We start from the raw sequence: 17,853 nt of genomic DNA, 5'->3' as shown, positions 1-17,853 counted from the left end.
GTCCCCGGTGTTGTCGGTCGGTTCCTCTAGCGTTTCTGGCCATGAGGATCCTGCACACTTCGGACTGGCACATCGGCCGCACGTTTCACGGCGTCGACCTGCTCGCCGACCAAGAGCAGGCGCTCGAGGCCATCGCAGCCGTCGTGGCGGAGCACTCGGTCGACGTGGTGGTGGTTCCCGGTGACGTGTACGACCGCTCGATTCCCAGCGGTGACGCCGTTCTGGTCTGCAACAAGGGTTTCGAGGCGATTCGCGCCGCCGGCGCGGTAATCGTCGCGACCTCCGGTAACCACGATTCCGCTGCCAGGCTCGGTGCCGGAGCCGCGTTCTCGGGCGCCGGTGGGCTGCACCTCATCACGCGAGTCGACCAGATTTCGAGCCCGGTCGAACTCGAGGACGAGCACGGAACCGTTGCGTTCTACGGGATTCCTTACCTGGAGCCGGAGATCACGCGCGCGCAATTGAACGTGCCCACCGCTCGATCGCATGCGGAGATTCTCGACGTTGCCATGGACCGGGTGCGGGGCGATATCGCCGAGCACGCGGACGGCAGGCGTTCGGTGGTTCTCGCGCACGCGTTCGTGGTGGGCGGCGAGGCAACGGGCTCCGAGCGGTCGATTTCCGTCGGCGGCGTCGAGACGGTGTCGGCGTCTGCGTTCGACGGGGTCGACTACGTCGCGCTCGGACACCTGCATTCACCGCAGACACTGACCGACACGGTGCGCTACTCCGGTTCTCCGTTGCCGTACTCCTTCGGGGAGCGTTCCCATCGCAAGGCCGTCTTCCTGATCGACCTCGACGCGGACGGCGTGTCCGAGGTCGGCAGAGTCGATCTCCCGGTGGTGCGCGACCTGACACAGCTGTCGGGCACTCTGGACGAGCTGGTGAACGGTGACGAGTTCGCTTATGCCGAGGACCATTACGTCTCTGCCGTACTCACCGACCCCGTTCGTCCGATCGACGCGATGCGATCCCTACAGGCACGTTTCCCGCATGCGGTGCACCTGGAATGGCAGCGCCCGGACGGACTGGCGGATCTGCGGTACCGGGAGAAGGTGCACGGGCGCAGCGATCTCGAGATCGCGCGGAGCTTCGTCGCGGACGTACGGAGCGAGCCCTCCGACGGTGAGGTCCGATTGATGGAGGCCGCCCTGCGTCATGCCGATCACGAAGTCGACACACAGGTCGAGGCAGCATCGGCGGTCGGCGCGGATGTGCTGGACGAGACTGCATGAGGCTCCATCACCTCGAAGTGCGCTCGTTCGGCCCGTTCGCCGACGCCGTGAGCGTCGACTTCGACCGACTGGGTGCGGACGGGCTGTTTCTCCTGCACGGCCAGACCGGTGCCGGCAAGACGACAGTTCTCGACGCCGTGGCGTTCGCGCTGTACGGCACCGTGCCCGGAGCGCGGCGTGAGGGCAAACGCCTGCTGTCCGATCACGCCCCTGCCGGGTCGGTTCCACGAGTCGAACTGGAGGCAACCATCGGTGGCCGCCGCCTGCGCCTGACCCGAAGCCCCGAATACGAACGTCCCAAGAAGCGCGGTTCGGGGTCGCTGGTCGAGAACGCGAAGGCGACACTGACGTGGCTCGACCGCGACGGCGAAAATCTGTCACGAATCCCCGACATCGCCGACGAGATCGGGCGTTTGATGGGGATGAGCGCCGATCAGTTCTTTCAGGTCGTGCTCCTACCGCAAGGGGAGTTCGCCAAGTTCCTCCGCGCGGACAACGAGGAGCGCGGCCAACTGTTGGAGAGGTTGTTCGACACCGAGAAATTCGGAACGGTGGAGGACTGGTTCGTAGCCCGGCGCAAGAAGAGTCGACACGACCTGGACCAGGCCGAGCGCGAAGTCGACATTCTCGTCGCGAGGATCGGAACAGCGTCGGGGCTCGAAGCCGGGGCGGACGCGGACCCGGTCACGTGGGCGGTGAAGCTTCGAGATCAGCTGTCCGAGACTCGCGACACCCTCGCGGACTCGTTGTACCGGGCGAAAGAGGAAGCGGCTGCCACCCACGAGGCGCTGACGCAGGCGCGGCGCCTGGTCGATCTGCACGCCCGCCGCGACCGCGCGCTTGCCGCCCTCGCGCGCAACGAAGAGAGGAAGGCCGACATCGAGGGGGCTTCGGCCGAACTCGACGCGGCCCGCCGAGCCAAGCCCGTCGCGGCATTGAACGACGAGCTCGTCTCGGTACGAGAATCCGAGGCGGGCGCCTTGCAACAAGCCCGGCAGACGGAAGCGGACCTGCGCACAGTCGTCGGAAGTGAAGCGCTGCTCGCCGAGATCGGTTGGCCGCCCGCAGATTACGAGCGAGAGGTGCTGCGGACGCAGGTCCGGGAGTGGGGCGACGACCTCGTACGACTCGACGCAGCCCTCGTCGAGGTGAAGACTCTCGAGGATCTGAACGAGCGCATCGAAACCTTCCGGGTGCGCCGAGACGCGAGTGCATCTGCTGCCGAACGCGTCGTCACGGAGCTCGAGCATGTTCCCGCCGCATTGCAGGCGGCAGAAGCGGATCTGGACGCCGCCCGGCGGGCGCAGGACTCGCTTGCTGCACTCGAGGACACTCATCGACGTGCCAGGGATGCAGCGGATGCTGCGATCGAGTTGCGCACTCGCCGAGCAGAACTCACGGCGGCCAAGAAGGATGCAGTCGTGGCCGAGACCGGTCACCTCGACGCTCGCGAGCACCTACTCGACTTGCGGGAGCGCCGGATCGCAGGCATGGCAGCCGAACTGGCGCAGCGGCTCGTGAAGGGTGAAGAGTGCCAGGTATGCGGGTCCACGGACCATCCTCGCCCTGCGGAAGCCACCGATCGATCGGTGACGAAGGCGGACGAGGACCGTGCTGTGAAGGCCGAGCAGGCCGCCGCGGGCGCGCTGGTGAAGGCCAAGGACGCCGTGGCGACCGTGGAGCGGGCGATCGTTCTTCTCGAACAGCGTGGGGGAGACGAAGACGTCGACGAGCTGTCGAGCGCCGCTGCTGCGGCGGAGTCCGAGCTGTCGCACACCAGCGACCTCGCAGGGCAACTCGACACGCGAGCGAATGCGCTCCGTGCGATCCGTGAATCCGAGTCGGCGCTTCACACGCGCAGTCGCGAACTGAACTCCGAAGTTGCCACCCTGACCGAGAAGCTGGCGTCTGCGATCACCGAGGCCGAGAAGTTGCGCACGCGAATCGAGGCAGCGGCAGGTGACGACGGCGATGTGCTGACACGCAGTCGTCGCGTGAAGTCTCTGGTGGAGCGGGCCTCCGAGCTCGCCGACGCGCGGGACGCAGCAGTCGCAGCTACCGCAGAGGCCGCGAAACAACTCGCCAAGACCGAGTCGACCGCGCGCGAAGCGGGTTTCGACAGCATCGCCGACGCCCTGGCTGCGGTTCGCGACGACCATCGCCAAGCGGCACTCGACACCCTGCTCGCCGAAGCCAGAGACGTCGAATCAGGTGCCCGAGCTGTGCTCGCCGAACCGGACGTCGAAGCCATTTCCGATTCTGCACCGCCTGCACTGGATACGGTGCGAGCTGCGCATGCCGAGAAGAGCGATGTCGTCGATGCCGCTGTCGCCGCTGCTTCGGAGGCAGAACGTCGCCTCCAGGACGTCGAGCGGCACACAGCACAGCTGATGAAGGCCACCGCCAAGGTGACGCCGCAACGGGAGGCGCACGAGGAACTCGCCGCCCTGGCCGAGCTGATCGCCGGGCGCGGACAGAATGCGCGCAAGATGTCGTTGCGGTCGTATGTACTGGCAGCCCGGCTCGAAGAGGTCGCGTTGTCCGCGTCGGTGCGTCTGCGTCGCATGTCCGGCGGACGGTACGAGTTCGTTCACAGTGACGAGGCCGGTCCACGCGGAAAACGGGGCGGCCTCGGCCTCGACATCCGCGACGACTACACCGGCACCGTGCGCTCCGCGAAGACCCTGTCGGGTGGCGAGTCCTTCCTCGCTTCGCTGTCCCTCGCACTCGGCCTCGCCGACGTGGTGGCCGCGGAGTCCGGTGGCGTCGTTCTGGACACGATGTTCATCGACGAAGGGTTCGGCACCCTCGACGCGGACACGCTCGATTCGGTGATGTCGGTTCTGGACGAACTCCGTGACGGCGGCCGAGTCGTGGGAATCGTCAGTCACGTGGACGAGATGCGGCAGCGCATCCCGAGTCGGTTACACGTGATCCGTGGACGATTCGGATCGACCCTCGAGGTCGTCGCCGGCTGAGTTCTCGTCGTCTTCGGATCCGGGGTCCTCGCTGTCGGTTCGATCGGACAGCTTGTGCGAGCCCTCGGTGGGAACGGCATCCGGTTCCGTGGCGCGGTGATCGATCTGCTCGCCCAGGTATCGGACCACGACAGCGGCGACGGCCGCTACCGGCACGGCCAGGAATGCGCCCACGATTCCGAAGACGGACCCGCCCGCGGTCACCGCGAGAAGAACGACCACGGCGTGCAATTTCATGCTCTTGCTCTGCAGAATCGGCTGCAGCACGTTTCCTTCGATCTGCTGCACGGCGATGATGATTCCCAGCACGATCAACGCAGTGGTCAAGCCGTTGGCGACGAGCGCGACGAGCACCGCGAGCGCACCCGCCACGAAGGCGCCGACGATCGGGATGAAGCCACCGATGAAGGTCAGGATTGCCAGCACCGGAGCCAATGGCACACCGAGGATGAGCAGCCCGGCGCCGATGAACACGGCGTCGATGAGGCTCACGAGTGCCTGGGTGCGGATGAACCCACCGAGGGTGTCCCACATGCGGACCAGCACGGCTTCGATGTGGACTCCGGCGCGGCGCCCGCTCACTTGGTGCAGCCAGGGAATGAACCGGGGGCCGTCCTTGATGAAGAAGAAGCAGAGGACCATCACCAGACCCATCGTGACCAGCAGGGAGCCTGCCGTACTCACACCGGTGAAGACTCCTGTTGCGATCGTGCTTGCGCTCTCCTGAACCTTCGAGACGATCGTCTGGACCGCGTTGTCGATCTGCTCGTCCTGAAGGTTGATCGGCGGGCCCTTCAACCAGTCCTGCACCTGGTTGATGCCTTGGGTGGCCTTGTTGCCGAGCTCGGGTGCCTGGGAGACGATCGATGGAACGATGCCCGCGATGACACCGGCGAGAATCGAGATGAAGAGGATCAAGGTGAGGCCGGCGGCCGCGGCGGGCGGAATGCCTCGTTTCGTCATTGCGCGGGTCGGGGGCCAGAGAACCGTCGACACGACGATTGCCAACAGGACCGGCAGTATGATGACCCAGAGTTCCTCGACGACCCATCCGAGGATGAACGCCGCGAGCGAGATGGCGACGAGGACGAGGGACCATTTTGCGAGCCACAGGCCCCCACGCCCGATCAGGTGCCCACGATCGGGTTTACCCCATTGTTGCTCGGTGGCGGGCGTTGCGCTGTCGCTCACAGATCGTCCTTCCAGGCTGGGCAGTGCCGGGCGTGGGCACGGCGAACCCAATGTTACTGGTGTGATCCTCGAGATCCTGCGGTGATGCCCCTCGGGGTTGCGCGTTCGTGTTCGGTTGCCGACCCGCGTTGCCTACGATCCGGACTATGAAACTCGCAGCAGCGTTGTGCACAGCGGCATTCGTGGTGTGCGGACTGGCCGCATGTGGTTCGGGGGATGAGGCGGGCAACACCGCCGGGAGTGCGGCGACATCTGCGCACACGGCCTTGGACGACGCCAAATCGGCTGCCTTCGTCGCGTCGTTCAAGGCGGCATTCTCTCCACTGGCCGAGGGGCGATCCGACGAGGACATCAAGGCGATCCTCGACGACACCTGTGGTGACCTCGCCGAATCCTCCGACGAGCAGGGGGTACAGGCGGACATCAAGGAGCGCGCGGAGAACAACGGCGCCGAGCCGACCGACAACCAGGCCCGGCAGATCTACGAGATGGCCAAGGTCGCCTGCCCCTGACCGGCAGCAGCGCCGACTTCCGGGTCAGCAGCAGCGGGCGCCCGGGTTGGCCTCGGCTTCGGCGTGGCGTGTTCGCCAGTATTCCCGTTCGGTGGGAATCGGAGCTCCGGGGTGAACGCGCTGCATGTGGTGCACGTATCGTGCGTAGTCGTGGTCGCCCATCACAGAGCCGAACCACCACCAGATGCCTCGCAGTACGTGCACCACATGTTTCATCGGGTCGGCGCCCCGTCCGGATCCAGCGGCGCGAGGTCGCCGTTTTGCTCGTACTCGTCCCACTGCCTCTGCAGCTTTTTTTCGGCCTGCGTGGTGTGGAAACCGGAAGGAGCGAAGATCCGTGAGGGCTGCTCGGGATCCTCGGTTGTCGGTAGGGAGCCTGCGCGGTATGCCTTGACGCACACCACGACCCCGGCAACGACCACGATCAGAACCAACACTGCGAACACGATCGACAGGGTGCCCTGGATGAACGTGTTGCGGATGACGGCATCGATGGCTTCGGGGGTCTTCGCGGATCCGAAGCTGGTCTCACCGGCGGCTTTCGCGTCCTTGAAAGCGTTGTGTTGTGACCAGTACCCGATCTTGGTGTCGGGGGAGAACACCTTCTGCCACGACGCTGTCATGGTGATCACGAGGTCCCATACGAGCGGGACTCCGGGAATCCACGCCCACTTGAACAGGCCCTTCTTCATGACGATGGCGAGGACCACCGTCAGCGCGATCGCGGCCAAGAGTTGGTTGGCGATGCCGAACAGGGGGAACAGCGTGTTGATTCCACCGAGCGGATCGGTGACGCCCATCAGCAGGATTGCGCCCCATGCCGCGACGACCACCAGTGAGCAGAACCATGCACCCACGCGCCACGACGGATCCTTGAACTTCCGGGCGGGTCCGCCGAAGTTGCCGAGCGAGTCGGAGAGCATGAATCTCGCCACTCGGGTTCCGGCGTCGATAGTGGTGAGGATGAACAGCGCCTCGAACATGATCGCGAAGTGGTACCAGAACGATTTCAGTCCCGATCCACCCAGGAACTGGCTGAGCACTTCCGACATGCCGAAGGCGAGAGTCGGAGCACCGCCCGTGCGGGAGATGATCGATTCTTCACCCACATCCGCGGCAGCACCGGACAGTACTTCCGGTGAGATGTCCGGAGTGTTCAGTCCGAGGCCGTTGACGTAGTCCGCTGCAGTCTCGGGCGTGCCCCCGGTCAGAGCTTCGGGCGCGTTGAGTGCGAAGTAGAGATGCTGGTCGAGAATGCAGGCCGTGACGAGGGCCATGATCGCGACGAACGATTCGGTGAGCATGCCGCCGTACCCGATCATGCGGGTCTGCTTCTCTTTTGCGAGCAGCTTCGGCGTGGTTCCGGACGAGATCAACGCGTGGAAGCCGGACAGGGCTCCGCACGCGATGGTGATGAACAGGAACGGAAACAGTGAACCGGCGAACGCGGGGCCGGTGCCGTCGATCGCGAAGCTGCTGACGTCGGGCATCTTGATGGTGGGTTGCGCGACCAGGATGCCGACGGCGAGGAGTGCGATCGTGCCGACCTTCATGAACGTCGACAGGTAGTCGCGCGGAGCAAGCAGAAGCCAGACGGGCAGCACCGAGGCTGCGAAACCGTAGGCGATCATCAGCCACGCGATGGTGGCCTTCGAGAGGGTGAACCAGTCGGCGCCCCAGGATGTTTCGGCGACCCAACCACCCGCGACGATGGCGAGGAGCAGCAGTACGACACCGACGAGGGACACCTCGGACACGCGGCCCGGCCGCAGATAGCGCAGGTACACACCCATGAACAGTGCGATCGGGATGGTCATGGCGATGGAGAAGACGCCCCATGGGCTCTCGGCGAGGGCGTTCACCACGACCAGTGCCAGCACCGCTATGAGGATGATCATGATGACGAACACGCCGATCAGGGCCGCGGCACCACCGACGACGCCGAGTTCTTCGCGCGCCATCTGGCCGAGGCTTCGGCCGCGTCGCTTCGTGGAGATCCACAGCACGAGGAAGTCCTGGACCGCGCCTGCGAACACGACGCCGAGGATGATCCACAGCGTGCCCGGCAGGTAGCCCATCTGTGCGGCCAGAACGGGGCCGACGAGCGGGCCTGCACCGGCGATGGCTGCGAAGTGGTGTCCGAACAGCACGCGCCGGTCGGTCGGCATGTAATCCTTGCCGTTCTCGAGGATTTCGGCAGGCGTGGCCACGTCGTCGCGAGGCCGGGTGATCTTGTTCTCGATCAGCCTGGCGTAGAAGCGGTATGCGATCAGGTAGGTGCAGATGGCGGCGACGACGAACCACACCGAATTGACCTGCTCGCCGCGGACCACAGCGATCATCGCCCACGCGACACCACCGAGGAGGCCGATGATCAGGAAGGCGACGCGTGCCGTGGGGGAGATGCGGGCCTGTTCGACGACCCCGACGGGAGGTATGTCCGGATCTGTCGTCAGATACTCCACCTCGGGCTCGGGTGAACTTTTTCGTGCCATTCGTATGGCCATCCGCGACTCCTCAGCAGTCTTCCCGAGTGCCGAAAAGGCTCGACGCCATTGTGTGGCACGGACCCTCGTCGACACGGCCACCGCTTTGTGGCCCCAGTCACCCTAGGTGTGTCGGTCCGGATTCAGGAAGGTTTGCGCCGAGCGAGCCGAAATCTGCGATGTGCGGTCCCTTGTCGACTGCGGCCTCGGGTCGACTAGATTCGGACGTTCGCGGCCGACGCAGTGTCGGCTCACGATGGAGGGGGATGCACATCATGTCCGAAAATCAGGGGTTCGAGCCGCAGAGCCATGCGCAGCCCGCATACCCGCATGAGGGGTATCCGCAGCAGGGATTCCCGCCGGCCCCGGTCGGTTCACCGAGCGCACCGCCGCTCCCGCCTTCCAATGCGGGATGGGCGGTCGCGGCAGTCCTGTTCTTCTGGCCCCTCGCCTTCAGCGCGTTCAACCACGTCCACGACGTCTATCCCAAGTGGGCGATGGGCGACTATCAGGGCGCCCAGTACGCCTCCGACCGTGCGAAGCAGCTCGGAAAGATCGCGTTGTGGGTGTGGGTCGGACTGATGATCTTGTTCGTGGTCGTCTACGTGATATTCATCGTCGCCATGATCGCGTCGATCGGCGACGCCGCTGCGCGTTAGACGAGACCTTCACCCTCGACTGGTGGCGCCGCCGAAGAGGCGAGGCCGTAGAATCCACAGACCGTGAGCCTTACCCTCGGAATCGTCGGACTGCCCAACGTCGGCAAGTCGACTCTCTTCAATGCCCTGACCAACAACGACGTGCTCGCCGCGAACTATCCGTTCGCCACGATCGAGCCCAACGTAGGCATGGTGGAGTTGCCGGACCCGCGTCTGACCAGGCTTGCCGAGATCTTCGGGTCCGAGCGGATCCTGCCGGCAACGGTGTCTTTCGTGGACATCGCCGGCATCGTGAAGGGTGCCTCCGAGGGGCAGGGCCTGGGCAACAAGTTCCTCGCCAACATTCGTGAGGCCGACGCAATCTGTCAGGTGGTTCGCGTGTTCGCCGACGACGACGTGGTTCACGTCGACGGTGAGGTGAATCCCGCATCGGACATCGAGGTCATCGAGACGGAGTTGGTCATCGCCGACATGCAGACCCTCGAGAAGGCGCTGCCGCGTCTCGAGAAGGAAGCCAAGAAGAACAAGGAACTCAAGCCGCTGCACGAGGAGGCCGTGAAAGCCCAGGCGTTCCTCGACGAGGGCAAGACCCTGTTCAGCGTCAAGGACAAGCTGGACTTCTCGTTGCTGCGTGAGCTGAGCCTGCTGACCACGAAACCGTTTCTCTACGTGTTCAACGCGGACGAGGCGGTCCTGACCGACGAGGCGAAGGTTGCCGAACTGCGCGCTTCGGTTCAGCCGGCGGACGCCGTGTTCCTCGACGCCAAGGTCGAGCAGGAGCTTCTCGAGCTCGACGAAGAGGACCGTCAGGAGATGCTCGACTCGATCGGCCAGTCCGAGCCCGGACTTCATGCACTGGCCCGCACCGGATTCCACACTTTGGGCTTGCAGACCTATCTGACCGCGGGCCCCAAGGAATCGCGTGCCTGGACCATCCACAAGGGCGACACCGCACCGCAGGCGGCCGGTGTCATTCACACCGACTTCGAGCGCGGCTTCATCAAGGCCGAAATCGTGTCTTTCGCCGACCTGGACGAGACCGGCTCGATGTCTGCGGCCAAGGCTGCAGGCAAGGTGCGTATGGAAGGCAAAGACTACGTCATGTCCGACGGCGACGTCGTCGAGTTCAGGTTTAACGTCTAGCGTTATTGACGTTCTCCGTTATATGCTGGTCGTGTGATCAGATCGTTCGGCGACAAGGCGACTGAACGGCTGTGGCGTCGTGAGCGCGTGCGCTCGATCGATTCGAGGATCCATCGGGTCGCACTGCGCAAGCTTCGTCAGGTGGGATCAGCGGAGTCCATCGAGGATCTCCGCGTCCCACCTGGCAATCGGCTCGAAGCTCTCAAGGGTGATCGTGCCGGGCAGCACAGCATCAGGATCAACGACCAGTGGCGGATCTGTTTCGTATGGACGGCCGCCGGACCGGAGGAGGTGGAGATCGTTGACTACCACTGACAAGATCGCGCCGATCCACCCGGGCGAGGTCCTCATGGAGGATTTCATCGAGGGGTTCGGAATCACCCAGAACAAGTTGGCAGTGTCGATCGGCGTACCGCCGCGGCGGATCAACGAGATCGTGCATGGCAAGCGGGGGATCACGGCGGACACCGCCCTGCGCCTCGCGAAGTACTTCGGTACGTCGGCGGAGTTCTGGATCAATCTGCAGAGCCACTACGAGCTCGACCGTGCGGAGGACCTGGCAGGGGAGCAGATCGCTTCGATCACGCCGCTGAGCGTCGCGTGAACTCGCCCGATCGGCAGGCAGTATTCGGTCAGCACCGCCATACCGGGAGGTTCGACTGGGGCCCTGTGGGCGCACCAGGCGGGGAAGCGGATCTGGCGGTAGTCGTCGACGTCCTGAGTTTCTCGACGTCCGTGTGCGTCGCGGTCGAGCGCGGGATGTACGTCTTCCCGTACCGGTGGAAAGGCCCCGACGCGGCAGCCTTCGCTCGTGACCATGACGCTGTCCTGGCAGTCGGTCAGCTCGAGTCGACTCTGCCGGACTCGCCGACCCCCTCTCGCTGTCGCCCGCGGCCCTGCTCACCGCACCCCGCGTTCCCAGACTCGTCCTGCTCTCACCGAACGGATCCACGATCACCACGATCCTCGACGAGGCGGGTGCCCAGGTCGTCGTCGGCTGTCTCCGGAACGCGGCCGCAGTGGCGGATGTGATCGCTGCGCGACTGGGGCTTGGCGACTCGGTGGCAGTCATCGCGGCCGGGGAGCGGTGGCGTGACGACGACTCGCTGCGCCCCGCACTCGAAGATCACCTTGGCGCGGGGCAGTGCGCGCCGCACTTGCGAGTCTCGGTTACCGGGAAGCGATGAGCCCTGAGACCGCCGCTGCCGCCGACCTCGCCGACGCGGTGAAGCCCACGTCTGTCCGAGTCCATGCACGAGTGCGTGGGGGCTCGAGGAAGCGATGGGGTTCCGTTCCGACGTCGACGTGGTGGCCTCTTGGGAAGTCTCGCAGGTGGCCCAGACACTCATTGCGGCCACGTCGAGTCGTCAGGTGTGCTCAGAGGTTGGTCTGTGCCGGAACTCGGTCGAGTTCCGATTCAACGTGTAGTTGAGTCTCGATCAACGTCTGAGTCGAGGAATCCGACGGGCTGGAGTTCCGCGTCACCGTGCGAGGCCGCGGCGTACGGCATCTAGCGTCGTCTCCGGCGAATCGTTGAAGCAGAACGGGATTCCCGGATGGATGGCGGCAATGGTGTTGACGACCCGTTCGAAGACGAGCGTGTACTCGTGGGAGGTCCTCAACCCGGATCCAATCTCGACCACGTCGAAGGTGCCGTCGGCGAGGAACTGTCTCAACGTCGACTCGGCCATGGCTTCGTCGTTCGGCATCAGGCACACGGTGACGTCGAATCCTGCATTTCGCAGCGCCGCGCCAGCCTCGTCGAGGCGAGCGCGGAGACCGTCGGCGTCTTGACCTGGCCAAGGAGAGAAGTCGACAACCGCTGGGTCAATACCGATCTGAAGCACCCGGGGGCTCTTCATCCATCCATGGTAGCCAGAATGATTGCCATCGCGCCTCGTGTCGTCACGAACTCGAGCATGGCAGTGTCGTGCATTACGCCGGATGTCCACGTCTTGCGTTAGCGAGCGGGGCTTCCGATGCATACCGCGGTTGAATCTCGTTCTATGTGTCGCACATGCGCTACGATTGAGCCGTGAGTGTTAACGAACCCCAGGTCGAGAGGCTGTCGCAGCGTGAGTTGCGCAATGAGTCCGGCCGCGTGCTCCGCGCAGTGAGCGAGGGGCAATCCTTCGTTCTGACAAACAGCGGCGTGCCCGTGGGTCGAATCGTGCCGTTGGACGCGCCAGCCCCCGCATTGAAGATTGCCCGCCCCGCTCGACGCGAGGGTGGCTGGGCCACGTTGGCCATCGAGCGCAAGACCGCGGAGCAGAGTCTCTCCGCAACCCTCGATGACTTGCGCGGCGACCGGCTGTGACCTTTCATCCGGTCGTCTACGTCGACACCTCTGCTCTTGGCGCACTACTGATCGACCAGCCCGAGAGTGCGGCTCTCCTTGAATGGCTCGACAACACCCCGGCCAGGCTGGTCTCCAGCGATCTGCTCGAGACAGAACTGCGGCGCGTGGCAGTCCGGGAGGGCCTCGCTCAGTCCGATGTGACGAGCGTCCTGGATGGAGTCGCGCTCGCGGCCCTCGACCGTGCGGTTTACCGCAGTGCGGGCTTCCTGCCGATGCCGTACCTGCGCACTCTGGACGCGCTCCATCTGGAGGCTGCGATGCGGCTCGACGCCTCGGCAGTCCTCACCTACGATCGCAGGCTTGGTGAGGCGGCCCGGTCCGCGGGGCTCGACGTGATCGCACCATCGGGGTGACCTCGGCGACGCTGGCGTCGGTCGGTCAGACGCGTCTTCGTGCGGATACGCAATCGAGTTCCGTTCAATGTCTGAGCAAATGGCCGAGCGTCGCATACGGAGCTGGACAATACGACCGCGGTCGTCGATCGACGATGATTGGATGGGCGTCATGCTACTTGCGGATCGCGTACTCGCCGCTCTCGCTTGCCAGCTCGGACAGCCAACCGGATTTGCTGGTCGAGTGGTCGGGCGGTTGCTCAATCGAGGCAACCGGTCGGCCGTGATCGCAGCTGTCGAATCAGCCGACGTCGCAGACCGTGATGCGATTGTCGCCGACATCGGCTTCGGCGGTGGAGTCGGCCTCGAGGTCCTCTTGCGGAGCGTCGGCCCCACTGGTTCTGTGCACGGCGTCGAGATGTCCGCCACTATGCTCGCCGAGGCGGCCCATCGGTTCGCCCATGACATCTCCATTGGGCGGTTGTACCTCCATGAAGCGCGTATGGAGCGTCTGCCCTTCGCGGACGCGTCGCTGGACGCAATCGTCTCGACGAACACGATCTACTTCGTCGAGTACCTTGCCGCAGCTCTGCGCGAAGTCGTGAGAGTGTTGGGGCCGACAGGCCGACTGGTGTTGGGAGTCGGTGACCCCGGCCAGATGTCGACAATGCCTTTCACTCGGCATGGGTTCCGACTGAGGCCGATCGAGGAGATCATCGCGTTGTTGCGCGAGGCTGGTTTCGCCTCGGTCGACGATCGACGCATAGGAAACGGCCCAGGCGCCTTCCACGTTCTTGTATGCAACATCTCTGGCGAGCATCCTTCCTGTCGCGGTACGTAGAACGTTGCGAAACCGCGCAAGATTTTCCCGTCGAGGAAACGCTCCCGCCTGGTGCCTGCCGACCGAGCGGACGCCTGCACATGCCTCTACCGCCTCCGCGACGGAATGGTCCCCCCTACCCGTGGCCACTGCGACATGTCGGCGATGCGGGGCTTTGCTGATTTACGGTTGGCTGGTGACCGACAATGACGAAGTGCCTCTGTGTTGTCTGCTCTGGGCACGCGAGGGTGAAAAGACCGGGCTCACGGCCTATGAAGATCGAGTGCTCGCACTAATACCGGAGCACGGGGGAGAGGTTGTTCAGCGCGCTCGGAGCGAGGGCCGCGACGGACAGCCCGACGAGGTGCAGTTCTACCGTTTCCCCTCGCAGGCGTCGCTCGATTCCTACCTAGCGGATCCGAGGCGACTTGCCCTGACTTCGGAACGTGACCGAGTTGTGAGCAGGACCGAACTGTTTCCTGTCACCTACTTACCGTGAGGGCTCGGTCCTCCGGGACCGGTCTAGGCCTGGATGACCTCGATGTTCACCATTGCGCCCAAGGAATCGCAGCTGGCCCAGGACTGGTTCTGTCCGTACTGGATGGGGCCGTACTTCCAGTAGGTGAATGGAACGGGCCAGGCGACACAGGTGAGCTTTGCCTGGTGCCAGGTCGGCAACTCGCAGTTGACCATTCCGCCGGTGTTGAAGACGTTGTAGACGTGGCAGTTGGCCTGGGGGACAGGAACGTCGGCCTGTGCCACGCCGCCGCCTGCGAGCACAGTGCCAGCCGTTGCTGCGGCGACGATTGCGCCGGTGGCCAGTCGTTTTGCGTTGAACATGTCGTGCCTCCTGGTTGATGTTGTAAATCACATCGCACAGGAGTCAGCTTTGTTACGCGGGCTGTGGCAGGCGATCTCGTCAACGTGTTCGCCGGACTCTGTCGACACTCAATGGACCGAAAAGGTTGCGAAGCCGGGCGTCACGACGCCTCCGCCGACAGTGTTGAGCATCAGCGCCACCTGTCCTGGACCGGTCTGCACGGTCGTCTCTGGTGGATGTCCGTGCAGGCCATCGGATAGTTGGGCAGACCCGATGGCGCCGGTCGACAGGTTCACCCACTGGATCACGGACGAAAGCGGGCAACCCCATCCTCCGGGGTCGCCGCCGGTGATTCGCGCGGTGCCCGGCTGATCGCCCACCACTGCTGCACAGTGCATGGGTGGGACGTCGAAACTTCCATTGGGGTTGCCGAACGATGCGGGGTCGATCTGAAACGGAACGGTGACGGGTGCGGCGGAAGCGACGCCCGCAAACGAGAGGGTCGAAGCCGCGGCGACCGCAGCCACGATTCCGAGCTTCCGGACTGTACCCATGGGAGACCTCCAGCTTCTTCGTCGATGACGGGGTCGAGACTATCCCTCGTCGGTCTCTGTCGAAGGGAGACTGCGGATTTCGTAATCACGAATGCAAACAGCATTTCGGACCGAATGGTCTTTTGTCGGCGTGATGATCTTGTTATTCGCACTACGTACGCGTATTGCCACGTAATTATGTATTGACACAAAAATGGTCTGTACGCGATGCGTACAGACCATTCTCGTCAGGCCACGCTGGCCTGGGTGTCGCTGCCTATCAGAGGTTGGCAGCTGCGTCCGTGCCCTCGGACAGGGCGTCTGCCGAGCCGGAGAAGAAGTCCAGTGCTCCGAGGAGATCGGAACCGGCGGAGAGGAAGTCGGCGAAGAATGCGAGGTCCATGGTTTGTACTCCTTGCTCGGATTGGGTGCAATTAGGCGCTGAGCGAGCGCCGGTACATTCCTACCTGCCCCCATGCCCAATAGCAATTCTCCGTGGTGAATCTTTTGTAAACAGAGCGTGAACCGTGGTGACGGTTACGTTCAATCCACTCCAATCACGTATTGATCACAATGAAGGCGCTTTCGTCGAATCTGCTATCGACCAGGGGTATTCCTGAGGTCAGGGTGGCATTGCGGACGATCTGCGTATGCCGGGCACCGCTGGAGCACGATTCACATATGTGTGACGAACGGCACATGTTTCATACCCTGCGGGCGCGTCGTCGGCTGCTGATGAATCGATAACGAGGCCGGCCACGTGCGGGATGTTCTGGGTATATGCCCCTGCCACCCACGGAGACCGACATGCGACGAAGTCATCTGGCAGCACTTGCTGTCCTCGCGCTGGGCGCCGCGGTCGGACTCGCTTCGCCTGTGAATGCGGAAGAACCGCGCTACGCGTACCACGACATTCCGCGCGCCCCTACGGTTGCGCACGGATTGATGTGCGGTGGTGACGTCCTGGCGCAGTTCGCCACCACGGAATAGATGCCCGGTCGGATCTTGGCATCCATGTCGGGGCAGTTCGTCGGTATCTCGCCGCAACCGGGAGTGCACTGTTCGGTGACCTCGACCTTGTACTGGCACAACCACACGACCGGCAGGTTCGGCTCGTGGTCAGCGGTGGTGTCGGGTTCTATCGCACCGTTCTTGGGGACGACACCGAGTGACTACCTCGATACCGGTACGGGGCAGGTCGAGTTCCGGTTGGGAACCGACCTGCCTCACATCGCGAGTACGGCTACGTTCGACGTCTACTGATTCACGGCCTCGGGGGATGCACCCTCTGCGGCAAGTGCATCCGCCGGCTTGCGCACGAAGCAGCACACCGCGATCAGTACGAACGACAGCACTCCTGCGACCAGGAACACCATGCGCACACCATCGACGATTGCTTCGGGCGATTCGGCCGGGTTGCTGGACTTCGAGGCCACCACGGTCATCACCGTGATGAACAGTGCGGTACCCGCGGCGCCGGCGACCTGCTGGAAGGTTCCGACCACAGCGGACCCGTGTGAATACAGGTGAGAGTCGATGGACCCAAGGCCTGAAGTCATCAGCGGGGTGAAGGTCGCGGCGAGGCCGAGGCACAGTGCCATGTTCGACAGCAACAGCCACCAGATCGAGGTCGACGTGTTGACCGTGGTCAACATCCACACGCCGATGCTGACCAGAACGGATCCCGGAATACACAGCACCAGGGGTCCGCGCTTGTCGTAGATGCGGCCGACGATCGGTCCGGCCAGTCCCATCAGGAGGCCGCCGGGCAGCGTGATGAGGCCCGTCTGGAAGGAATCGAGCAGAATCACGGACTGCGCGAAGTAGGGGACCACGATGAACGTCCCCATCATGGTCGCCATTCCGAGCAGCATCGCCACGACGGAGATGCTGAACTGCCGCGAACCGAACACGCGCAGATCCAGGAGCGCGCGGTCGTCCTTCTGTAGCCGGAGCTGGCGGGCGATGAAGCCGATCATCGCGGCCCCTCCGACGAGGAACGGAACCCACACCGGCACGGCGGCGCCTTCCTGCGCCGATTCGCCGATGCCTACGAGCCCGTACACCAGGCCACCGAAGCCGAGGACGGCGAGCGGGATCGACAGCAGGTCGATGTCCGCTTCGGAAGTCTCGGATACCGAAACCACGAACCGCGTCCCGATCACCAGGGCCGCGAGCGCGATCGGGGCAACGAAGCCGAATATCCAGCGCCAGCCGAAGTGATCGAGGATGAAGCCGGACACAGTGGGCCCGAGTGCGGGCGCCACCGCGATCACGATGGAGATGTTGCCCATCATCGCGCCGCGACGAGCCGGCGGCACGAGGGTCATGATCGTCGTCATCAGTAGCGGCAGCATGATCGCGGTTCCCGACGCCTGAACTATGCGGGCGATCAGGAGTACGCCGAACCCGGGCGCCACGAACGCGAGCAGGGTTCCTGCGGTGAACAACGACATCGCGAGCATGAACAGAGTGCGGGTGGGGATTCGCTGGATGAGGAATCCGGTGAGCGGGATGATCACGGCCATCGTGAGCATGAAGGCCGTGGTCAACCATTGGCCGACACTGGGGGCAACACCCAACTCGACCTGAAGGACAGGTATGGCGATGCTCATGACGGTTTCGTTGAGGATCACCACGAACGTCGCGACGAGAAGAACGCCGATGACCTGCAGGTGTCTGCGTTCCAGGCGACCCTCGGTGGCGCCCTCGGCCTCGTCGAGCTGGGTGGACTCGGTCACGATGGACCTTTCGAATAGAAGAGAAAAGGAAACCGCCCCGCCGA

21 protein-coding genes are annotated in these 17,853 nt (G+C 64.1%); 12 read left to right on the top strand and 9 right to left on the bottom strand.

The genetic code is table 11. The features are described from left to right. The first annotated feature begins 41 nt into the window (after positions 1-41). Positions 42-1,235, top strand: a complete 1,194-nt coding sequence (locus tag ACFWO3_RS11210) for an exonuclease SbcCD subunit D (protein WP_378577228.1) — start codon at positions 42-44, stop codon at positions 1,233-1,235. Next, a complete protein-coding gene (locus tag ACFWO3_RS11205; protein WP_378577226.1) occupies positions 1,232-4,213 on the top strand; it encodes an AAA family ATPase in 2,982 nt (993 codons plus the stop codon). Before ACFWO3_RS11210 ends, ACFWO3_RS11205 begins: the two co-directional genes overlap by 4 nt. Here ACFWO3_RS11205 and ACFWO3_RS11200 read toward each other — a convergent pair. After that, the gene (locus ACFWO3_RS11200; RefSeq protein WP_378577224.1) at positions 4,160-5,404 is read right to left on the bottom strand and encodes an AI-2E family transporter; all 1,245 of its coding nucleotides are present in this window, start codon (positions 5,402-5,404) and stop codon (positions 4,160-4,162) included. The two genes, ACFWO3_RS11205 and ACFWO3_RS11200, sit on opposite strands and share 54 nt — an antisense overlap. Positions 5,405-5,550: 146 nt before the next feature. Here ACFWO3_RS11200 and ACFWO3_RS11195 point away from each other — a divergent pair, with 146 nt between their 5' ends. Further along, the gene (locus ACFWO3_RS11195) at positions 5,551-5,916 is read left to right on the top strand and encodes a hypothetical protein (RefSeq protein WP_378577222.1); all 366 of its coding nucleotides are present in this window, start codon (positions 5,551-5,553) and stop codon (positions 5,914-5,916) included. A 24-nt stretch (positions 5,917-5,940) separates the two neighbouring features. On the opposite strand, the gene ACFWO3_RS11190 is transcribed toward ACFWO3_RS11195, so the two are convergent. Both ACFWO3_RS11190 and ACFWO3_RS11185 read right to left on the bottom strand, forming a co-directional pair. After that, positions 5,941-6,132 (bottom strand): YbdD/YjiX family protein, encoded by a 192-nt coding sequence (locus tag ACFWO3_RS11190; RefSeq protein ID WP_378577220.1) that lies wholly within the window; start codon positions 6,130-6,132, stop codon positions 5,941-5,943. After that, positions 6,129-8,423: a carbon starvation CstA family protein gene (locus tag ACFWO3_RS11185; protein WP_378577218.1), complete on the bottom strand. Its 2,295-nt coding sequence runs from the start codon at positions 8,421-8,423 to the stop codon at positions 6,129-6,131. The genes ACFWO3_RS11190 and ACFWO3_RS11185 overlap by 4 nt, the downstream gene beginning before the upstream one ends. 254 nt (positions 8,424-8,677) lie before the next feature. Here ACFWO3_RS11185 and ACFWO3_RS11180 point away from each other — a divergent pair, with 254 nt between their 5' ends. From ACFWO3_RS11180 to ACFWO3_RS11165, 4 genes are all read left to right on the top strand, one after another. Beyond that, positions 8,678-9,061, top strand: coding sequence for a CD225/dispanin family protein (locus ACFWO3_RS11180; RefSeq protein ID WP_378577215.1), 384 nt, complete (start codon positions 8,678-8,680; stop codon positions 9,059-9,061). A 63-nt stretch (positions 9,062-9,124) separates the two neighbouring features. Beyond that, positions 9,125-10,204 (top strand): redox-regulated ATPase YchF, encoded by a 1,080-nt coding sequence (ychF, locus tag ACFWO3_RS11175; protein WP_378577213.1) that lies wholly within the window; start codon positions 9,125-9,127, stop codon positions 10,202-10,204. Positions 10,205-10,237: 33 nt separating this feature from the next. Beyond that, on the top strand, positions 10,238-10,519 hold the full coding sequence (locus ACFWO3_RS11170) for a type II toxin-antitoxin system RelE/ParE family toxin (RefSeq protein ID WP_378577211.1): 282 nt from the start codon (positions 10,238-10,240) through the stop codon (positions 10,517-10,519). A gap of 34 nt (positions 10,520-10,553) precedes the next feature. Beyond that, positions 10,554-10,808 (top strand): HigA family addiction module antitoxin, encoded by a 255-nt coding sequence (locus ACFWO3_RS11165; protein WP_378577361.1) that lies wholly within the window; start codon positions 10,554-10,556, stop codon positions 10,806-10,808. A 331-nt stretch (positions 10,809-11,139) separates the two neighbouring features. Here ACFWO3_RS11165 and ACFWO3_RS11160 read toward each other — a convergent pair whose 3' ends face one another. Both ACFWO3_RS11160 and ACFWO3_RS11155 read right to left on the bottom strand, forming a co-directional pair. Further along, on the bottom strand, positions 11,140-11,361 hold the full coding sequence (locus tag ACFWO3_RS11160) for a hypothetical protein (protein ID WP_378577209.1): 222 nt from the start codon (positions 11,359-11,361) through the stop codon (positions 11,140-11,142). A 324-nt stretch (positions 11,362-11,685) separates the two neighbouring features. Then, positions 11,686-12,066, bottom strand: a complete 381-nt coding sequence (locus ACFWO3_RS11155; protein ID WP_378577207.1) for a hypothetical protein — start codon at positions 12,064-12,066, stop codon at positions 11,686-11,688. A gap of 173 nt (positions 12,067-12,239) precedes the next feature. On the opposite strand from ACFWO3_RS11155, the gene ACFWO3_RS11150 reads away from it, so the two are divergent. From ACFWO3_RS11150 to ACFWO3_RS11140, 3 genes are all read left to right on the top strand, one after another. Further along, positions 12,240-12,521, top strand: coding sequence for a type II toxin-antitoxin system Phd/YefM family antitoxin (locus ACFWO3_RS11150; protein ID WP_378577205.1), 282 nt, complete (start codon positions 12,240-12,242; stop codon positions 12,519-12,521). Next, positions 12,518-12,916, top strand: coding sequence for a type II toxin-antitoxin system VapC family toxin (locus ACFWO3_RS11145; RefSeq protein ID WP_378577202.1), 399 nt, complete (start codon positions 12,518-12,520; stop codon positions 12,914-12,916). Before ACFWO3_RS11150 ends, ACFWO3_RS11145 begins: the two co-directional genes overlap by 4 nt. 142 nt (positions 12,917-13,058) lie before the next feature. Further along, entirely contained in the window at positions 13,059-13,736 is a 678-nt protein-coding gene (locus tag ACFWO3_RS11140; RefSeq protein WP_378577200.1) for a class I SAM-dependent methyltransferase, read from the top strand. Between the two features lie 501 nt (positions 13,737-14,237). Here the strand turns inward: ACFWO3_RS11140 and ACFWO3_RS11135 are convergent. The 3 genes from ACFWO3_RS11135 to ACFWO3_RS11125 form a co-directional block, all read right to left on the bottom strand. Beyond that, positions 14,238-14,555, bottom strand: a complete 318-nt coding sequence (locus tag ACFWO3_RS11135) for a hypothetical protein (protein ID WP_378577198.1) — start codon at positions 14,553-14,555, stop codon at positions 14,238-14,240. A gap of 108 nt (positions 14,556-14,663) precedes the next feature. Next, the gene (locus tag ACFWO3_RS11130; RefSeq protein WP_378577196.1) at positions 14,664-15,089 is read right to left on the bottom strand and encodes a hypothetical protein; all 426 of its coding nucleotides are present in this window, start codon (positions 15,087-15,089) and stop codon (positions 14,664-14,666) included. A gap of 259 nt (positions 15,090-15,348) precedes the next feature. After that, positions 15,349-15,471, bottom strand: coding sequence for a hypothetical protein (locus tag ACFWO3_RS11125; protein ID WP_378577194.1), 123 nt, complete (start codon positions 15,469-15,471; stop codon positions 15,349-15,351). Between the two features lie 404 nt (positions 15,472-15,875). Here ACFWO3_RS11125 and ACFWO3_RS11120 point away from each other — a divergent pair, with 404 nt between their 5' ends. Together ACFWO3_RS11120 and ACFWO3_RS11115 are read left to right on the top strand one after the other, a co-directional pair. Further along, positions 15,876-16,058 carry a hypothetical protein gene (locus tag ACFWO3_RS11120; RefSeq protein ID WP_378577192.1) on the top strand — a complete coding sequence of 61 codons (183 nt, stop codon included), beginning with the start codon at positions 15,876-15,878 and terminating at the stop codon, positions 16,056-16,058. Then, positions 16,059-16,331, top strand: coding sequence for a hypothetical protein (locus tag ACFWO3_RS11115; RefSeq protein WP_378577190.1), 273 nt, complete (start codon positions 16,059-16,061; stop codon positions 16,329-16,331). On the opposite strand, the gene ACFWO3_RS11110 is transcribed toward ACFWO3_RS11115, so the two are convergent. Further along, positions 16,325-17,809: an MDR family MFS transporter gene (locus ACFWO3_RS11110; protein WP_378577188.1), complete on the bottom strand. Its 1,485-nt coding sequence runs from the start codon at positions 17,807-17,809 to the stop codon at positions 16,325-16,327. The two genes, ACFWO3_RS11115 and ACFWO3_RS11110, sit on opposite strands and share 7 nt — an antisense overlap. Positions 17,810-17,853 lie beyond the last annotated feature (44 nt).

It is taken from the genome of Rhodococcus sp. NPDC058521 (genome assembly GCF_042719695.1).
Classification (GTDB): Bacteria; Actinomycetota; Actinomycetes; order Mycobacteriales; family Mycobacteriaceae; genus Rhodococcus_F.
Note: the sequence above shows the minus strand (reverse complement) of the source record. Positions and strands in the feature narration are given on the sequence as shown.